The following is a 17261-nucleotide window of genomic DNA, read 5'->3' on the forward strand; positions in this document are numbered from 1 at the left end:
ACAAGGTGGACAGTGGGACCAATGAACACTTCCGATGACGCACGCCACGCGTCCGACCAGACCGGGTTCACCTATCGACTCGCCGACGTATTCGCCGAGTCGAGCTACCAAGGAAACGGGGTCGCCGTCTTCCTGAACCCGCCTCGCCTGACCACCGGGCAGCTCCAGGCGGTGACCGTCGAGGTCCGCCAGTTCGAGTCGATCTACCTGTGGCCCACGGCCGACGACCGTTCGTTCGTGACGAGGATCTTCGTCGTGGATCAGGAACTTCGGTTCGCCGGACACCCCATCCTCGGCGCGGCTGCCGTGGCGCACGAGCAGCTCCTGGCCGCCGAACCAGCGGCCGTTCCGCCGGGCGAGCACGCGACGTGGACGTTCCGGCTGGGTAGCCGTGAGGTGATCGCGCGCAGCGTGGCGGACAACGCGGGCGGCTTCGATATCGACACCGATCAAGGTCGGCCCAGCTTCGGGGAACCGATGCCGCCCGCCTATCGCGAGCGCATCGCCCACGCGCTGCGCCTTCAGCCCGGCGACCTCGACCCGACGCTGCCCGTCGAATGGGCCAGCACCGGCCTGAAGTACCTCATCGTGCCGGTCAGCGGCTCCGGGCTGGCCCGCGCACGGATCACCATCCCAGACTTCGAGGAGTTGCTCGGCGAAGCAGGCGCCGAACTGGCATACGTCCTGGATCCGAGTGCCCTCGAGGGGCGCAACTGGGTCAACGACGGCTCGGTCGAGGACATCGCGACCGGCAGCGCAGCCGGGCCGGCGGCGGCATACCTCGTCCGCCATGGGCGCGTCGCGCCGGAATCCACGGTGGCACTGTCCCAAGGACGCTTCGTCGGGCGGCCGAGCGCGCTGCGGGTCGAGGTGCACGGACCGCGCGACGACATCTCCCGCGTGGTCCTGCACGGGCATGTCTGCCTGACCGGGACCGGCACGTTGGACCACCCGCCAGTCGCCTGAGGAGCGCCTCGACCGGGCCTGGAATCGAGTTGCGCTCTCGTTCGTTGGGCGTGATGTGGAACGCCCGGCGATCCGAAGCGGTCGTATGACGTGCACGGGCTGTTGTAGGTGCGCAGCGAATACATAAGGTATGAGGAACATCTCGGGGGTCCGCGGAACGCCCGCGGCAGCTAGGAGGCTCGCAATATGTCCAACCTCGATCTGAGCGGTGGGCTCGGTGACCAGTTCGAGCAGAACAACGCAGGGCAGCAACAGCCGCCCGCACCGGCACCGCAACAACAGCCGGCGCCGCAACAACAGCAGCAAGCGGCTCCCCAGCAGCAGACCGCGCCGGCTCCGGCTCCCAACCTGCCGCCGGCGCCCGCCCCGACCTCGACCGGTCTCGTGCTGCAGGCGCCGGACGCCGTGCCGGTGATCCAGGACCAGCAGGCCGTGCAGGCCGTGCCGGTCGCCCCGGAGGCACAGACGGAGCTGGACAAGAAGGCCCAGGCGTTCGTCGCCGAGCTGACCTCGATGGACATGAAGGCTCCGGCGTTCACCGACAAGGTCAACTCGATCGTCAACATGGGCGACAGCGAGATCCGTCGCACCTCCGACGTGTCCAACCGGATGCTGCAGCGCCCGGCCGCTCAGGCCGGCAAGGACTCCGCGCAGTCCAAGGTCGGCGGCACGCTGGTCGACCTGCGGCGCACGATCACCGACCTCGACCCCAACCGGGCCGACCTCAAGGGCGCCAAGAAGATCCTGAAGTGGCTGCCCGGCGGCAACAAGATCGAGAACTACTTCATGAAGTACCAGTCGGCGCAGAGCCACCTGGACTCGATCATCCGTTCGCTGGCCGGCGGTCAGGACGAGCTGCGCAAGGACAACGCCTCCATCGAGGTGGAGCGCAACAACATGTGGCAGGCGATGCAGAAGCTGGGCGAATACAACCAGCTGGCAACGGCTTTGGACGGCGCGGTCGAGGGGAAGATCGCTGAGCTGTCGGCTGCCGGCCGGACCGAGGACTCCGACATCATGAAGTCCGACGTCCTCTTCGCGGTTCGTCAGCGGCGGCAGGACATCATGACGCAGATGGCGGTGTCGGTGCAGGGCTACCTCGCCCTCGACCTGGTCCGCAAGAACAACCAGGAGCTGATTCGCGGCGTCGACCGGGCACAGACCACCACGGTGGCGGCGCTGCGCACGGCGATCATCGTCAGCCAGGCACTCGCCCAGCAGAAGGTCGTGCTCGACCAGATCACCGCACTCAACAGCACGACCTCCACCATGATCGAGGAGACCTCGAAGCAGCTGCGCACACAGGGCACCGAGATCAACAAGCAGGCGGCAAGCAGCACGATCGAGATCGACAAGCTGCAGGCGGCATTCGACAACGTCTTCGCCACCATGGACGAGATCGACAAGTTCCGCTCCGAGGCCACGGTGTCGATGGCGCAGACGATCGGTGCTCTCGAGGGTCAGGTGCAGCGCGCCAAGCCCTACCTCGAGCGGTCGATGCGCTCGCAGGGTCTTGATGCCAAGACGGCGGCCAGCTTCCAGCCGACCGGCGGCAACCAGCAGCTGCCCGGCGGTAACACCAACCGGTAGGACCGCGAGCCGTGGGATTGCTGTCACGTCTGTTTGACCCGGAGGGATCGTCCGGACGCCTGCGCGCGCAGGCCGAGAATCGGTTGCAGTCTGTGTCGCAGGCGGTGACCGATTCCTCCGGTGACTCGGTTCAGGCCCTGTTGCGCAAGAACCAAGCGCTGATCCTCGAGATCAACAGCAGCGCCGGCGAGTTGCCGACGATCGGTGTGGTGCTCGCGCGGGCGGTCACCGACACCGTGCGCGAAGTGCTCACCTCCGGCGAAGCGGACCGCCTCGACATCGGGGTGCGGGTGGCGATCAATGGCACGCTGACCGACTACCTGCCCGGCTCGATTCGGGCGTATGTCGGAGCAGTGCGCGCAGTCACCGCGGATCGAGTAGTGGGGGAGCGGAGCGGAGGAGCGTATCGAGATCATGGTGCCGAGACCGCGACGGATGCTCTGGTGGAGCAGCTGACCACGCTGCGTCGCAGCGTCGAGCAGCTGGCCGACGCCAGCCGGTCCAGGGACATGCAGGCGCTGCAGGTCCACGGCCGCTTCCTGGAGGACAAGTTCGGCGAGTCCGACCTGGACCTGTGAGGCTTGTCCTGCGCTGGCAAGAGCGTCAGCAAGCTGCCGCCATGCCAACGCAGCCCAAGCTCACTGTGCTTGTTCAGAATAAACTTCTGTGAGACTGGCGACGGTGGCGAGAAAATCGCGCACCAGGGTGGATTCGAGAGTGCAGAGGTGTAGATCGTGAGCCCGATGGCCAAGGGTGCCAACATCGCGCTGCAGCGTGAGTTGCCCAACCTGACAGGTGTGGTCTTCGGGGTCGACTGGGACTCCGGCGGCGAGCGGGTGCTCGACGACAACCTCACCCTGCTGACCTTGCTGGTCGGCGCGAACGGTCAGGCCCTCTCACCGCAACACGTCGTCTACTTCAATCAGCTCGTCTCGGCGGACCTGTCGACCGCGCAGCTCGAGCAAGCGCTCGGCAATGACGACGCCCAGGTCGAGGTCGAACTCACCGGGGTGCCGGACGACGTCGCCAAGGTCGTCTTCGTTCTCTATCTCTCCGAAGGCAGCGGCAGCAGTCGCAGCATGGGTCAACTGAAGACGCTGGTCGTCCGGTTGCTGAACCTCGACGGTGGCGCGTCGATCATCTCCTCGGTCGACCTTGCCGGGGACCTCACCAGTGAGAGTGCGCTGAAACTTGCCGAGCTCTATCGGCACGGTGGCGAGTGGAAGCTGCGCGTCCTCGGGATGGGCTATTCGTCCGGGCTGGCCGGTGTGGCCAAGGAGTTCGGAGTCCCGCTGTGAACACCCCACGAAGTTCCTCCTCCGCTCCGTCACCCCACGAAGTTCTCCCCCGCTTCGCTCCCCCGATACTTCGCGGGGACCCCGACCCGCTCCCCCGGATACTTCGCGGGGACCCCGTATGAGCGAAGAGACTCGGACCGACCTGCCGTTCCTGCGCGCCCGGAGTCTGCGCCAAACTGCGGGTCTCGATACGTCCTCGCCTAGCGGCCCTTCGATACGTCCGTCGCAAGCTCCGGACTACTCAGGACAGCGCTCGTCCTACTCGACCAGCTTGGGTGGTGACTCGTCTCTCGACCTGGGCGCCAGCGAGCCGCCGGCAGGTCTCGATACGTCCTCGCCCAGCGGCTCGTCCTACTCGACCGGCTTGGGGGCGGGACGTCGTTGTCGCTGGACGCACCAGTGGGCGCGGCGCCGGCGCCGGTCAGCACGAGTCGTCATACCCGCCCTGCCGCCCACGACCTCGGGCTGCCGACCATCCGGGCCGGCGAGCGGCGGCTGATGACCGAGCACGAGCCCGTCGTCGAGCTGACCCGGATGCAGTCCGCCGCAGGCGCGTTGGAGGCCAAGGTCGCTGTTCCGAACCCTTCCGAGGTCGTGCTCGGGTTGGTCTTCGAGACCAGTGATTCTCGCGAATCCCTCGTATTGCCAGGCCTTTCCCAGCAAGGCCCCGACCCGCGCAGGCCGATCTTCCGTGCCACCTCGAGTGGTGTGGCGGTCAACCTGCGAAGCATCACCGGCGTGCACCGGTTGCTGCTCTTCGCAGTGCCGACTCGTCCCTCCAAGCAACTGCCGGGCGGCACCGTCACGGTCACGACGTATGGCGACTCCCGGCTCGAGCTGCCGCTGGTGGCCGGGCCGACGCTCGGCGCCCAGGCGCTGATGACCGGTCACGTCGTCGAGGGCCGCCTTGTGTTGCGGGCCGAGCACGATCCCTACTCCGGCACGTTGCAGCAGGTCTGTTCGGCATACGGTTATCGAGAGATCTCCTGGCGCGACCCCTACACCCCGCTCGTATGACGAGCCACCACGAAAAGCACGACCAGAGTTATGACGAGAAAGGAACCTCACCATGGCAGTGAGCCTCAGCAAGGGCGGCAACATTTCGTTGGCGAAGGCCGCACCGGGTATGACGAAGGCCGTGGTCGGCCTCGGCTGGGACCCGCGGACCACCGACGGCGCGCCGTTCGACCTGGACGCCTCGGTGCTGCTGCTGGCAGACACGGGCAAGGTCCGCAGCGACGCCGACTTCGTCTTCTACAACAACCTCAACGGGGACAACGGCTCGGTCCAGCACCAGGGCGACAACCGCACCGGCGAGGGCGAGGGTGACGACGAGCAGATCGTCGTCGCGCTCAACCAGGTGTCCGCCGACGTGCAGCGCATCGTCGTGGTCGCCTCGATCGACCAGGCAGACGCGCGCGGCCAGAACTTCGGCCAGGTCGCCGACGCCTACATCCGGGTCTACGACGCCGACGACCCGCACAACACCGACAAGGGCGTGCGTTTCGACCTAGGTGAGGACGCCTCGACCGAGACAGCGCTGATCTTCGGTGAGCTCTACCGCAACGGCGGCGAGTGGAAGTTCCGCGCCATCGCACAGGGTTTCGCCGGCGGTCTGGCCAGCGTCATCACCCAGTTCGGCCTGCAGGTCGGCTGAGTCACCCGACGAAGTTCGCATACTTCACCAGGCCCGGCGGGCCGTGACCGGGAACCCTCGGTCACGGCCCGCCGTTGCCATCACGGAGGAGTCATCACGAAACCGATAACCGCTGCCGGCCGTCATACTGGCAACTGTTCCCGCCCCCGTCACGCCGAGAAGAGCCCCTGTTGCAAGCCCTGAAGCATTTCCGGATCGACTTCGTCATCACGGCGGCCGTGCTGGTGGTCGCGTTCCTCTACAACAACTGGGCCGGCGTCGGCCTCACCGCGATCCTGATCGTGGTGGAGATCGTCTTCTCGTTCGACAACGCGGCGGTCAACGCAAAGTACCTCGACCGGCTCAACCACTTCTGGCAGAACATGTTCCTGACCGTCGGCGTGATCGTCGCGGTCTTCGGCATGCGGCTGGTCTTCCCGTTCGTCATCGTCTGCCTGTCCGGGTCGATCACACCCTGGAGCGCCCTGCAGTTGGCGCTGGAGAAGGGTGACCCGCACACGCCGGGCACCTACGGCTACATCCTCACCGAGGCACACCCGGCGATCGCGGCCTTCGGTGGCATGTTCCTACTCTTGCTCTTCCTGGACTTCATGTTCGACGAGGACCGCGAGATCAGCTGGCTGACCTGGATCGAGAAGCCGCTGCAGAAGTTGGGCAAGCTCGACGTGCTGTCGGTCGTCATCGCCGGTCTCTTCCTGCTCGTCGCCAGCGAGACGCTGGTGCACCAGACGCATGTGCACACCGAGGTGCAGATGCGCTCGATCGTGCTCTTCTCCGGCCTGCTCGGCATCATCGGCTACCTCGCGGTGAGTGGGTTGTCCACGATGATGGAGGAGCGGGAGGAGTCCAAGGACCACGAGTTCGAGGAGGCCGATGCGCACTCCTCGACCGGTCAGAAGGTGCTGCTGGCGGGCAAGGCCGCGTTCTCGATGTTCCTCTTCCTCGAGGTGCTCGACGCGACGTTCTCCTTCGATGGCGTCATCGGCGCCTTCGCGATCACCCCCGACCCGATCATCATCATGATGGGCCTCGGCGTCGGCGCCATGTATGTCCGGTCGATGACCATCTTCCTGGTCCGCAACGGGACCCTTGCCGAATACCGCTTCCTGGAGAACGGCGCCCACTGGGCCATCGGCGCGCTCGCCGTCATGCTGGTCATCAGCATCCGTGTCGACCTCGGCGAGTTCGTCATCGGCGGGGTCGGCATCGCCTTCATCCTCGCCGCCTGGGCCAGCTCCGTGCTGGCCAACAAACGAGAAGCAGCGGCCGAGGGGGCCGCTGACTCAACCGAACAAGGAGCCAACGTATGAGCATCAGTCTTTCCAAGGGCCAGACCGTCGACCTGCGCAAGCAGGACGGCGGCAACCTCAGCCAGGTCCGCATGGGCCTGGGCTGGGACGCCAAGATCGTCACCAAGAAGGGTCTCTTCGGAGGCACCAAACAGGTCCAGCGCGACATCGACCTGGACGCCTCAGCCATCGTGATCAGCGGCGGCCGCGTGCTCGACACCGTCTACTTCGGCAAGCTCACCTCGAGCGACGGCGCGATCCAGCACACCGGTGACAACCTGACCGGTGAGGGCGAGGGCGACGACGAGTCGATCAAGGTCGACCTGGGCGCGGTGCACGGCTCGGTCGAGCACATCGTCTTCGTGGTCAACTCCTACAGCGGCGAGAACTTCACCGAGATCGACAACGCCTTCGTGCGCGTCGTCGACTCGATGGCCGGCGACACCGAGCTGGCCCGTTTCCAGCTCACCGGGTCAGGCACCCACACCGCCCTGGTGATGGCCCGTGTCTCCCGCACGCCCGCCGGCTGGACCTTCACCGCGATCGGCGCACCCGGGAATGGTCGCACCGCGCGCGACCTCGAGCCGCTGGCGCTCAGCGTCCTCTGACGCACGCTCGCCCGATCCGGTATGCAACGGCAGACACGGCCGGGCGGGGTCAGCCTCGACATCTGGGGCACCCTGCTCGGCAGTGACCCGGCCTTCAAGCCGGCGCGCAACGCCATGCTGCGCGATGCCGTGGCGCCGCACGTGCCGAGCGACACGTTCGACGCGGCGATGCGCCAGGCCGACCGCGACGTCGACGATGTCTGCGTCCGCGATGGCGTCGACATCGGTTTCGGTGGCCGGATCGAGGCCACGCTGATCGCGCTTGACCTGCCGGTCGCCGGAGTCTCCGCCCAACTGCCCGAGCTGTATGCCGCGCAGGAAGCCCTGGCACTCGGGCACCCGCCGCGGCCGTTGCACGTGAAACTCCCCGCGGCGGTGTCCGTGCTTCCGATGCCGGTGGTGCTGACCAGCAACACCGGCATGCTGCCCGGCGAGCTGATGCGAAAACTGTTGGCACTGGCCGGTTTCGGCGCAGTCCCCGGTGTCTTCTCCAACGAGCTCGGCGTTGCCAAGCCGCACCCGCGGCTGTTCGGGGCGGCGTGCGACTTGCTCGGCATACCCGCTGCGGACGTGTTACACGTCGGCGACAACCCGGACGCCGACGTAGCCGGCGCACGAGCCGCAGGTATGACGACAGCGCTGGTGCAGCCGGACGGCGTCTCGACGCTGGCCGTGCTGGAGGCCCTGCTGTGAAAGCGCCCGTCACCCGGGTGGTGGCCCACCCGCTGACCGGCGCCGCGATGCACCCGATCGACGGCAACCTCGGCACGCCCTTCGACACCGCGACCTACTCGCTGATGAAACACGGCGACCTGCCGTCGATCCGGGATCTCGGCAACGAGCTCGCGAACGCGCTGCTCAAGGACTGCCCGTGGCTGTCGACAACCGGTAGCCCGATCGTGCTGCCGGTCGCCTACCTCGTCGCCAAACCGGCCTGCTTCTATCTCGCGTCTGCGGTGTGCGACGTGCTCAACGAGGCGCGCGGTGAGCGGGCACCGGCACGCGTCATACACGTGCACAAGGACTCGGTGACGCACATCGACTATGCCGCGTCGTCCGCGCAGGACCGCCGAAATGACCTGGCAAGCATCGGTTTCCGGCTCACCGATCCAGTGCGCGACGCGATCGCGATTGTGATCGATGACGTGCGGGTGACCGGTCTCGCGGAGCAGGTGATGGTGGATCTGTTGCAGGACAACGGCATTGGGCAGATCGTCACGGCATACGTTGCCACCTGCGACGAGCAGCTGGCCGCCGACCCGAGCGTCGAGTCGGCGCTGAACCACGCCGTCGTCCGATCGATCCACGACATGCTGCCCAGCGTGCAGCGCGGCGACTTCGTGCCGACGATCCGGTTCCTCAAGCGGCTGCTCGCCGACCCGGATGCGGCCGGCTTCCTCGCAGCCTGCCCGGCCGAGCTGGTGCAACGCTTCCGCGCTGACGCCGAAGCCACCGGTGAGCGGTTCCTGGCCGGCTATCCCGCGGGAACCGCCGCGTTGTTCGCCGAGTCCGACCTCCGGTCCTCAGCGACAAGGGAAGGGGTGGGGCAATGAGCAAGGGGAAGCGGATCTGCCTGACCAAGCTGAGCTCCGAGCACGGCCTGCCGGAGGCCGCGCTGGTCGACGCCAAGAGCTATTCGCGGTTCAAGCACGGTGACGCCGCTGCTGGGCGTCGCTTCGCCGTCGCGCTGGCCGCGCTCGCTGCCCGCCGTCTCGACGAGCGGCCGGTGCTGGTCACCACGTCTGCTTTCGCGCAGGTGCCGCCCGCGGCATACAGCCTGCTGATCCCGTTCGTGCAACACCTGCGGCTGTTGCGTCCCGACCTGCAGGTCGACACCTTCCGGATCACTCGTCGCGGCGTCAGCAACGGCGACTACTCCCGTATGACGTCCGAAGACCGGCGCACCTCGATCGGTGCCAGCGACCTGACTCCGGAACGCGACGTCACCGGCGCTGTGGTGCTGGCGCTGGACGACATCCGGGTGACCGGCAACCACGAGCGTGCGATGGACCGCTGCCTCGCCGATGCCGGGGTCGCCGAAATCCGTCACCTGTATGTCGTGGACGCGGCCGCTTTCGCCGACTGCCCGCAGATCGAGTCGGTGCTCAATGAGTCGGCCACCGGCGGTGCGGCGGAACTGCTCGACATCGCCGCCGAGCGCCGATTCGTACCCAATGCCCGACTGTGTCGCAGAGTTCTTTCGTTGCCGCAGGACGAACTGCGTGACTTTGTGCAGCGGGCCACGCCGTCTCTGCTCGGGTGGCTCTCCGCAGCCATCGAGCACGACGGGCTCGCGCGGGTCCCGGCATACGAAAACCGGGTCCGCGCATGGGAATCGGTGCTCGCGGAGACCGATCAGGAAGCCGACGCAGTCACCGGCTGAGCCGTCCTTGCGGGGCCGCGGTTGCGTTCGAATAGAACTGGACGGTCGTTAAATAAACCCTTTGCGTCGGTCGACGCAAGGGCAGCGACGTCACGACTTGGCATCGAACCCGGGGCACCCAGGAAACACTCGGGAAGCCCACATCACACGGAGATATTTTTCGCTGAAGTGGGTTCACACATCCTGATCACGCAACCTGACAACAGTCCAAGCACTGATCGCGACGTGATGCTGAACAGCAGTTCTGGGGGCGCATCAGCATGAAAAGGAGTGATGAACCGACTCTTCCTGGCAACCCCAGGAAGTGACCAATGAAGGAGAATCACCATGCGCTGGACGAAATTGGTCGTGCTGACGGCCGCGGGCGCCACTTCCCTGTCCCTGGCAGCCTGCGGCAGCGGCTCACCATCGGCCAACAGCAGCGGAAGCGGGAGCGGCAGTAACACGGCCGCGGCAGCTCAGACCAAGGCGGCGGTCGCCGCGACGAACCCGAACCTCAAAGGCCCAGCACCCGCTGCTCCCGGTGCGAAAAAGGGCGGCACGCTCTACATCGACGACGGGTCGAACCCGCCGACGATGGACCCGGCCGGCATCTACTACATCGACTCGAACGCGTACGCGACGCAGTACCTCTACCGGACGCTGACGCAGTACAAGATCGTCAACGGCAAGCCGGTGCTGGTGCCCGACCTTGCCGAGGGTGTCGGCCAGCCGTCCGCGGACGGCCTGACCTGGACCTTCAAGATCAAGCCTGGCCTGAAGTACTCCGACGGCTCCCCGGTGAAGATCCAGGACTTCGTCTACGGCATGGAGCGCACCTTCGATACCAAGGGTGTCGGCGCCAATGGCACCAACTACCAGATGCAGTTCCTGAAGGGTGGCAGCACCTACAAGGGCCCCTATGCGCAGCCCAACGTCAAGTTCCCGGGGGTGACCACCCAGGGCACCGACACGCTGGTGTTCCACCTGACCAAGAAGATGCCGTCGTTCAACTACTTCGCCTCCTTCCCCGAGTTCAGTCCCGTGCCCAAGGCCAAGGACACCAAGGCCGGTTACCAGAAGAATCCGGTGACCACCGGCCCCTACATGGTGTCCAGCTACACCATCGGCCAGAAGATGGTGCTGACGCGCAACCCCAACTGGGACCCGAAGACCGACCCGGTGCGCAACGCGTACCCGAACAAGATCCAGATCAACTTCTCGATCGTCGACCTGCCGTCACAGCAGCGGATCCTGGCCAACAGCGGCATTGGCACCAACACCATCAACATCGACGCGATCGACGCCTCGCTGGCCAGCAAGGTCACTGGAGCACAGAAGAGCCAGTTCGCGATCGGCTCCTCCTCGTGCGAATACTTCGACGAGTTGGACTCACGCAAGATCCCGCTGAACATTCGCAAGGCGATCGGCTACGCGTGGCCCTACAACGAGATGCGCAAGGCGGCCGGCCTGTCCCAGCTGAACTACCAGCCGGCGACAACCTTCGCAGCACCCAGCCTGCAGGGCTTCAAGAAGTACCCGGCGTTGCCTTATGCGACGGGGCAGGGCAACGGTGACCCGGCTAAGGCCAAGGCGATCCTGACTGCGGCGAAGAAGGTCGGCTTCCAGCTGTCGTACTACTTCCAGAGCGACAAGCCGACCAAGGTCGCCTCGAACAATGCCCTGAAGGCGGCCCTGACGGCGGCCGGCTTCAAGGTCAAGGACATCCCGGTGTCCACTGCCGAGATCGAGAAGAAGATCTCCGACCCGACGGCCCCGGTCAACATGGGTCAGGGCACACCGGGCTGGTGCTACGACTGGCCGACCGGTGACTCGGTCTACCCAGTGCTGTTCAACGGCGCCGGAATCTCCAGCGGCCTGTCCGTGGGGCAGTTCAAGAACGCCGCGGTCAACAAGCAGATGGATGCTATCGGGCAGCTGTCTCCGGCCGCTGCGGCGCCGAAGTGGGCGGCCCTCGACAAGGAGCTCATGACGACCTACCTGCCGTCGCTTCCGGACTACTACTCGATGAACACCGCGACCTTCGGCACGAACGTCCAGAACGTTCAGATGGACCCGCTGATCAGCATGCCGACTCTGTCGCAGGTGTGGGTCAAGTGACGTTCTGACGCGGCGACATTCCATGACCGGGTGACCGGGAGGTAACTCCCGGTCACCCGTAGGGTCACGACTCTCCCTTTCGATGACCCACGGAGCGGCTGGGGATCCGGTGAGTCACAGCCAAGCCGGATCCGCAGCCGCGCCCCGCATCGTAGTGACTCGGGAGTAACTTGGGGCCGTGACCGATCAGCACCAGGCGACCAGAGTCCACGCATTCACCGATGACGCGCTGGGCGACCTTGACGCCACCGGCGTGGCCGAGCGCATCCGCAATCGCGAGATCAGCGCCCTCGAAGCGGTGGATGCCGCCATACAACGCAGCCAGCAGGTTGAGGAGTCGCTCCAAGCGCTCCAGCACTCCGACTTCGACCGCGCTCGCGAGCGTGCGCAGAACCCGGGTAGCGCCGAATTCGCAGGCGTACCAGCGGCTTTCAAGGACAACATCAAGGTCGGCGGTATGCCGATGACGGAGGGCTCGCAAGCGCTGCCGGCCACCCCGCAGCCGAAGGACGGGCGGATCGCCGCGCAGTTCCGGCAGACGGGCATCATCCCGATCGGCACCACGACCATGCCGGAGTTCGGCTGGACGGCGACCACGGAGACGCTGACCCGGCAGACCCACAACCCGTGGCACCTCGACTACTCCAGCGGCGGCAGCTCCGGCGGATCCGCCGCCTGGGTCGCTTCCGGCGTCGTACCGATCGCGCACGGCAACGACGGAGGCGGCTCGATCCGCATCCCGGCCGCGGTCTGTGGTCTGGTCGGGCTGAAGCCGACCCGTGGCCGGTTGCGGCTGACCGACGGCGGCGAGGCGATGCCGGTGCGAGTCGTGACCGACTCAGTGCTCGCCCGCTCGGTGCGCGACGTCGCGGGCTTCTATCTCGCGGCGCAGCGGGTGCACCGCAACCGGTTGCTGGCACCGATCGAGGATGTCGACCGGCCGATCGACCGTCCGCTGCGGATCGGGCTGCTGATCGACTCCCCAGTGGCGCCGCCGACCGACGCGGCCACCCGCTCGTCGGTCGAGGCGCTCGGCCGGTTGCTGGAAGGCCTCGGCCATCACGTCGAGCCTTACTCGCTGCCGGTGCCCGAGTTCTTCAAGACCGATTTCATCGACTACTGGCGCTTCCTGGCGATGGCGGCGAAGGGCGGCGGGGAGCGGATGTTCGGGTCCGGCTTCGATCCGGCGAAGCTCGAGCCGCTGACCCTGGGGCTCGCCGAGCAGGGCAAGAAGCGGGTCTGGAAGGCGCCGATCTTCATCAGCCGGTTGCTGGCGTCGTCGGCGGCCTCGCGGGTCGCTTTCGCCAAGGGTCCGGACGTCGTGCTCACCCCTGTGCTGTCGCACACCACCCCGAAGCTCGGCTATCTGGCCGCCGACCTGTCCGCCGACGAACACTTCCGCCGGCTGGTCGACTACACCGGGTTCACGCCGCTGCACAACGCGACCGGCGCCCCGGCGCTGTCCGTGCCCTGCGGGCAGACCGACAAAGGGCTGCCGATCGGCGCGATGCTCTCCTCAAACCACGGCACCGAGTCCCTGTTGCTCCGGCTCGCCCTGCAGATCGAGCAGGCGCAGCCGTGGCGGAGGATCCAGGACTGAGCGCGAGCGCGAATTTCTCACTAGTCCGAGAATGAAGGTGACCAGGCAGGCGGCAGTTACTCGGCAGAGAGTCCGGGGTTTGCCAAGTTGGACTGTCAGGCTGCTGGTTCGATGGTGACGTGGTAGCCGAGGGCTTCCAGGCCGCGAACGTGGTTTCGGCGTTTGGCTGCGGTCGAGACGTGGCTGTCGTAGTGGTCGGCGCCGAGGTCTTTGAAGTGGCTGTCGGGGTCAGCGAGCAGATGCCAGATGATCACCAGGAGCGATCTGCCGACGGCGACGATGGCTTTCTTCTTGCCTCGACGGCGGGCGATGCGGCGGTAGCGGGCACCGAGGAAGGTGTCGGTCCGGCCGACGCCGACAGCGGCCTCGCCCAGGACCCGGGCGAGGTAACGGTTGCCGTGACCGGTGGAACCGTTGCCCTTGTTCTTGCCCGCGCTGGACTTGATTCCTGGGGCGAACTTGGCCCACGACGCAAGATGCCCGGCGGTGGGGAACCGGGTCATGTCGGTCCCGATCTCGGCGAGGATAATCGCGGCTGCGGTGGCTTTGATCCCGGGGATTTCAGCCAGTCGTGCCACCGCATCACCGAAAGGGGCCAAGTGCTGCTCGATCTGGGCCTCCACTGCCGCGATGTCGGCATCAACGGCATCGATCCGAGCCAGCATCCGAGTCAGCAAGAACCGGTGGTGCGCATCGAAGGTGCCCACTCGCAGGCCGGCAAAGGCTTCCTCGAGCAAGCCGATTTTGGGTCGCATCCGGGAGCGTGCCATGTCAGCCAGCTTCCTGGGGTCGCGTTCCCCGGCGATCATCGCGGCCATCATCGCCCGCCCGGAGACCCCGAAGATGTCCGAGGCGACCACGGACAGCTTGATGCAGGCGTCTTCCAGCAGTTTCTCCACCCGGTTCTTCTCCGCGCCGCGCACCCCGACCAGATCGACCCGGTAGCGGGTCAGGTCCCGCAACCGGCGGATCGGTGGCGGCGGCACGAAACTGGGGCGCAGCATCTGACGCTCGGCGACCTTGCACAACCACACCGAGTCCAACACGTCGGTCTTCGGGCGCCCGGGCAGATGCTTGACGTCCTTGGCGTTGACCAGCCACGGATCCAGTCCGTGGGCCTCGAACAGGTAGAACGGTGGCCGCCAGTAATCGCTGGTGGCCTCCATCACCACCCGCTGGATCCTCAGGTCGACCAGCCGCTGCGCCAGATCGCTCAACGCACCGACCATCGTCGAATGCGTGGTGACTTCCTGGATCCGACGTTTCTTGCCCGTCGGTGCGGGCAACCGGACACAGCACACGACCTCTGCCTTGCCGATGTCTAACGCGGCGACCCGTTCGATGATTTGTTCGTCGTCCTCTGATTCTGCGAAGACCATCACCTGCTCCCTTCTGTCGGTTCGGTCACTGGCACGTGTGACCGCCCGGGGGAACTGCCAGGGCATCAAGCGAATCTAGTCCTCGCGCTCACACCACGACTCCGGTGGAGTCCTGGATCGGCAGCATTGAAGGGCCCACAACACGGTTCCCCACCCGGCTAGACGACGGCCTCACAGGACCATAGGGAAAACGGCGTCGACCGGGCGGCCACCACACCATTCTCAGCCCGGAACGGGCGCCCCGACAGGGGCACTTTGGCTAGACAGAGACACGGAGGGCCCGCGGTTCTATTCTGGTCTCTGGGGATGACCGGGGGAGCCATCGACGCGCGAGTCCGCTACCTCCTCGCGTTCCCCGGCCGAAATCGGCCGGTCTGCAGCCCGGGGCGACGCCGTCACATGATCGACCGGGTCCGCCATCCGGGCGGTTGAACAAGCCGCTCGTTCCGATTCTGCGTAACTCTCGCATTCTGAGGACGAATCATGTTTGTACGCGCGCGAAAATTAGGTGTCTCGCTCGTCGCCACTGGCGCACTCGTGGCCATGCCGTTGACTGCCTTCGCCACTGGGGTGAGCCCGTCAACCGTGGACCAGTCGGTCAATCCAGGCGATACCATCCACGTCACGAAAACCGTTGCTACTCCAGCGATTCCACCGAAACCTGACATTGTGCTCGTCGCCGACTCAACCGGCAGCATGGGTCCAGCCCTGGCAAGCGTCCAGGCGGCGATGACCTCCATCGTCGGTGACGTCCAGACCTCGCAGCCCGCTGCGGAGTTCGCCGTCGTCGACTACAAGGACGTCGTCGACGGCTCGGGGATCTTCACCCGCGACACCGACCTCACCGCATCGGCGAGCACCGTTCAGAACGCGGTCAACTCGCTGTCCGCCGGAGGCGGTGGTGACCTGCAGGAGGCACAGCTGAACGCCCTCTGGCAGATCGGCAGCGGAGGCAACGCGATCTCCTACCGCCCCGGGTCCTCCCGGATCGTCGTGTGGTTCGGAGACGCGAGCGGGCACGACCCCAGCAACGGTCACACGCTGGCCGACGCCGAGGCATCCCTGGAGGGTGTGTCAGCTCGGGTCATCGGGATCAACGTCGCGAGCGGCGAGGGTGACGGCCTGGATGCCACCGGTCAGGCCACCGCGATCGCGAGCGCCACGGGCGGGTCGTACCTGCCCAGCGTCAACCCCAGCGACGTCGCGACAGCGATCCTCAGTGGCCTGCACAACCTGCCGGCCGAGGTGACGAGTTCGTCGACCTGCGACACGGGCCTTTCGGTCGGGTTCACACCGAGCCTGCCGCAAACCGTGCAGAGCGGTGACAGTCTCGTCCTTGACGAGGCCATTACGGTCGCCGCGGACGCACCACAGGGTTCAACGCTGACCTGCAAGACGAATTTCCTCATCAATGGCGCTGACGCCGGACCTGACTTCATCCAGACGGTGAACATCTACGTCAACGACGTGACGCCACCGACCGTCAGTTGCGGCCCGGGTGTCAATCCGGCCGGGAAAACCCCGGCGGTTGGCAGAACGCCGGGTTCTTCCAGATGGTCGCGGCTGACAACCTGCCGGGCGTGACGGTCAGCATCACGGATGACGCCACCGGGACGACCTTCGGGCCGTACGACGCGGGGACGTACTTCAAGCTGACACAGGCCCCCGGAGTAGCCGGCTCGACGGTTGTTCCGTTCCAGGGTGACGTGGCATGGCACTTCACCTTCAAGGGTGACGCGACGCTGACCGCCACCGACGCAGCAGGCAACACGGCCACAGCCAGTTGCGCTGTGCCGCCGAATAAGAAGTAGTCCAAGGTGTTCCGGCGGCATACGGCCTGTTCGGTCGTATGCCGCTGGGCGCTGCCCACCCTCAGCCGAGCGTCCTTGTGCCGGTGAGCATGACAGCGCTGGTCTCCATCCGCGGCTCGACGCCCGAGTCGGGGCCCTGACAGACGCCCTTGATGCGGGCGCCGAAGATCGTGCGGGTTCCGCTGAAGGTGCCGACGCCGGACGCGCCGGCATACGCGCCAGTGCCGTGGTCGATGTGCCAGTCGCCGCTCAGGGAGACGACGGCGTGGCAGGCCTTGAGATTCAGGTCCATGGTCTCGTTGTCTGAGGTGACATCGACGACCACGGAGCCGTTCTTGAAGGTGAAGACGGCCTGGCCACCGGTGTCGCCGAGGTTCTCGACATCCGTGCCCACGCCGGAAATCGAGCCGTGCCCGATGACCTGGCTCACCTGGTCGGAAACGCTTGAGTTGTAATGCAATTGGAAGGTCTGGGCTCCGCCGGCCGGGGCCGCGTGGGCGACTCCTACCGAGCCGAGTGTCGCCAGGAGTCCGGCGAGTGCGGTCGCGGTCACAGCGTTGCGGGCCAATGTGCGCATGAT

At 66.2% G+C, this 17261-nt stretch carries 17 protein-coding genes; 15 read left to right on the top strand and 2 right to left on the bottom strand.

Going from position 1 to position 17261, the window contains the following annotated elements:
• Positions 1-21 precede the first annotated feature (21 nt).
• The 13 genes from ACFQDH_RS05775 (at position 22) to ACFQDH_RS05835 (ending at position 13491) form a co-directional block, all read left to right on the top strand.
• Entirely contained in the window at positions 22-966 is a 945-nt protein-coding gene (locus tag ACFQDH_RS05775) for a PhzF family phenazine biosynthesis protein (RefSeq protein WP_382399329.1), read from the top strand.
• Between the two features lie 186 nt (positions 967-1152).
• Positions 1153-2556, top strand: coding sequence for a toxic anion resistance protein (locus tag ACFQDH_RS05780; protein WP_382399331.1), 1404 nt, complete (start codon positions 1153-1155; stop codon positions 2554-2556).
• A gap of 11 nt (positions 2557-2567) precedes the next feature.
• Complete coding sequence (locus ACFQDH_RS05785; protein WP_382399333.1) at positions 2568-3134, top strand: hypothetical protein; 567 nt, start codon at positions 2568-2570, stop codon at positions 3132-3134.
• Positions 3135-3299: 165 nt separating this feature from the next.
• Positions 3300-3854, top strand: coding sequence for a TerD family protein (locus tag ACFQDH_RS05790; RefSeq protein WP_382404816.1), 555 nt, complete (start codon positions 3300-3302; stop codon positions 3852-3854).
• 399 nt (positions 3855-4253) lie between these two features.
• Positions 4254-4871 carry a hypothetical protein gene (locus ACFQDH_RS05795; RefSeq protein ID WP_382399335.1) on the top strand — a complete coding sequence of 206 codons (618 nt, stop codon included), beginning with the start codon at positions 4254-4256 and terminating at the stop codon, positions 4869-4871.
• Between the two features lie 52 nt (positions 4872-4923).
• Entirely contained in the window at positions 4924-5511 is a 588-nt protein-coding gene (locus ACFQDH_RS05800; RefSeq protein WP_382399337.1) for a TerD family protein, read from the top strand.
• A 170-nt stretch (positions 5512-5681) separates the two neighbouring features.
• Complete coding sequence (locus ACFQDH_RS05805; RefSeq protein WP_382399339.1) at positions 5682-6821, top strand: DUF475 domain-containing protein; 1140 nt, start codon at positions 5682-5684, stop codon at positions 6819-6821.
• Entirely contained in the window at positions 6818-7408 is a 591-nt protein-coding gene (locus ACFQDH_RS05810) for a TerD family protein (protein ID WP_382399341.1), read from the top strand. Before ACFQDH_RS05805 ends, ACFQDH_RS05810 begins: the two co-directional genes overlap by 4 nt.
• 21 nt (positions 7409-7429) lie before the next feature.
• The gene (locus tag ACFQDH_RS05815) at positions 7430-8101 is read left to right on the top strand and encodes an HAD family hydrolase (RefSeq protein ID WP_382399343.1); all 672 of its coding nucleotides are present in this window, start codon (positions 7430-7432) and stop codon (positions 8099-8101) included.
• Complete coding sequence (locus ACFQDH_RS05820) at positions 8098-8961, top strand: phosphoribosyltransferase family protein (protein ID WP_382399345.1); 864 nt, start codon at positions 8098-8100, stop codon at positions 8959-8961. The genes ACFQDH_RS05815 and ACFQDH_RS05820 overlap by 4 nt, the downstream gene beginning before the upstream one ends.
• The gene (locus tag ACFQDH_RS05825; protein ID WP_382399347.1) at positions 8958-9791 is read left to right on the top strand and encodes a phosphoribosyltransferase family protein; all 834 of its coding nucleotides are present in this window, start codon (positions 8958-8960) and stop codon (positions 9789-9791) included. Before ACFQDH_RS05820 ends, ACFQDH_RS05825 begins: the two co-directional genes overlap by 4 nt.
• Positions 9792-10118: 327 nt before the next feature.
• Entirely contained in the window at positions 10119-11891 is a 1773-nt protein-coding gene (locus ACFQDH_RS05830) for an ABC transporter substrate-binding protein (protein ID WP_382399349.1), read from the top strand.
• Between the two features lie 178 nt (positions 11892-12069).
• Positions 12070-13491, top strand: coding sequence for an amidase (locus ACFQDH_RS05835; RefSeq protein ID WP_382399351.1), 1422 nt, complete (start codon positions 12070-12072; stop codon positions 13489-13491).
• Positions 13492-13586: 95 nt separating this feature from the next.
• On the opposite strand, the gene ACFQDH_RS05840 is transcribed toward ACFQDH_RS05835, so the two are convergent.
• Positions 13587-14870, bottom strand: coding sequence for an IS110 family RNA-guided transposase (locus tag ACFQDH_RS05840; protein ID WP_382399183.1), 1284 nt, complete (start codon positions 14868-14870; stop codon positions 13587-13589).
• A gap of 669 nt (positions 14871-15539) precedes the next feature.
• Between ACFQDH_RS05840 and ACFQDH_RS05845 the strand changes: the two genes are divergently transcribed.
• On the top strand, positions 15540-16454 hold the full coding sequence (locus ACFQDH_RS05845) for a vWA domain-containing protein (protein WP_382399353.1): 915 nt from the start codon (positions 15540-15542) through the stop codon (positions 16452-16454).
• Complete coding sequence (locus ACFQDH_RS05850) at positions 16451-16681, top strand: hypothetical protein (protein WP_382399355.1); 231 nt, start codon at positions 16451-16453, stop codon at positions 16679-16681. Before ACFQDH_RS05845 ends, ACFQDH_RS05850 begins: the two co-directional genes overlap by 4 nt.
• A 61-nt stretch (positions 16682-16742) precedes the next feature.
• Here ACFQDH_RS05850 and ACFQDH_RS05855 read toward each other — a convergent pair whose 3' ends face one another.
• Complete coding sequence (locus tag ACFQDH_RS05855) at positions 16743-17258, bottom strand: hypothetical protein (RefSeq protein WP_382399356.1); 516 nt, start codon at positions 17256-17258, stop codon at positions 16743-16745.
• Positions 17259-17261 lie beyond the last annotated feature (3 nt).

Source organism: Flexivirga alba (assembly GCF_042661025.1).
Lineage (GTDB): Bacteria > Actinomycetota > Actinomycetes > Actinomycetales > Dermatophilaceae > Flexivirga > Flexivirga alba.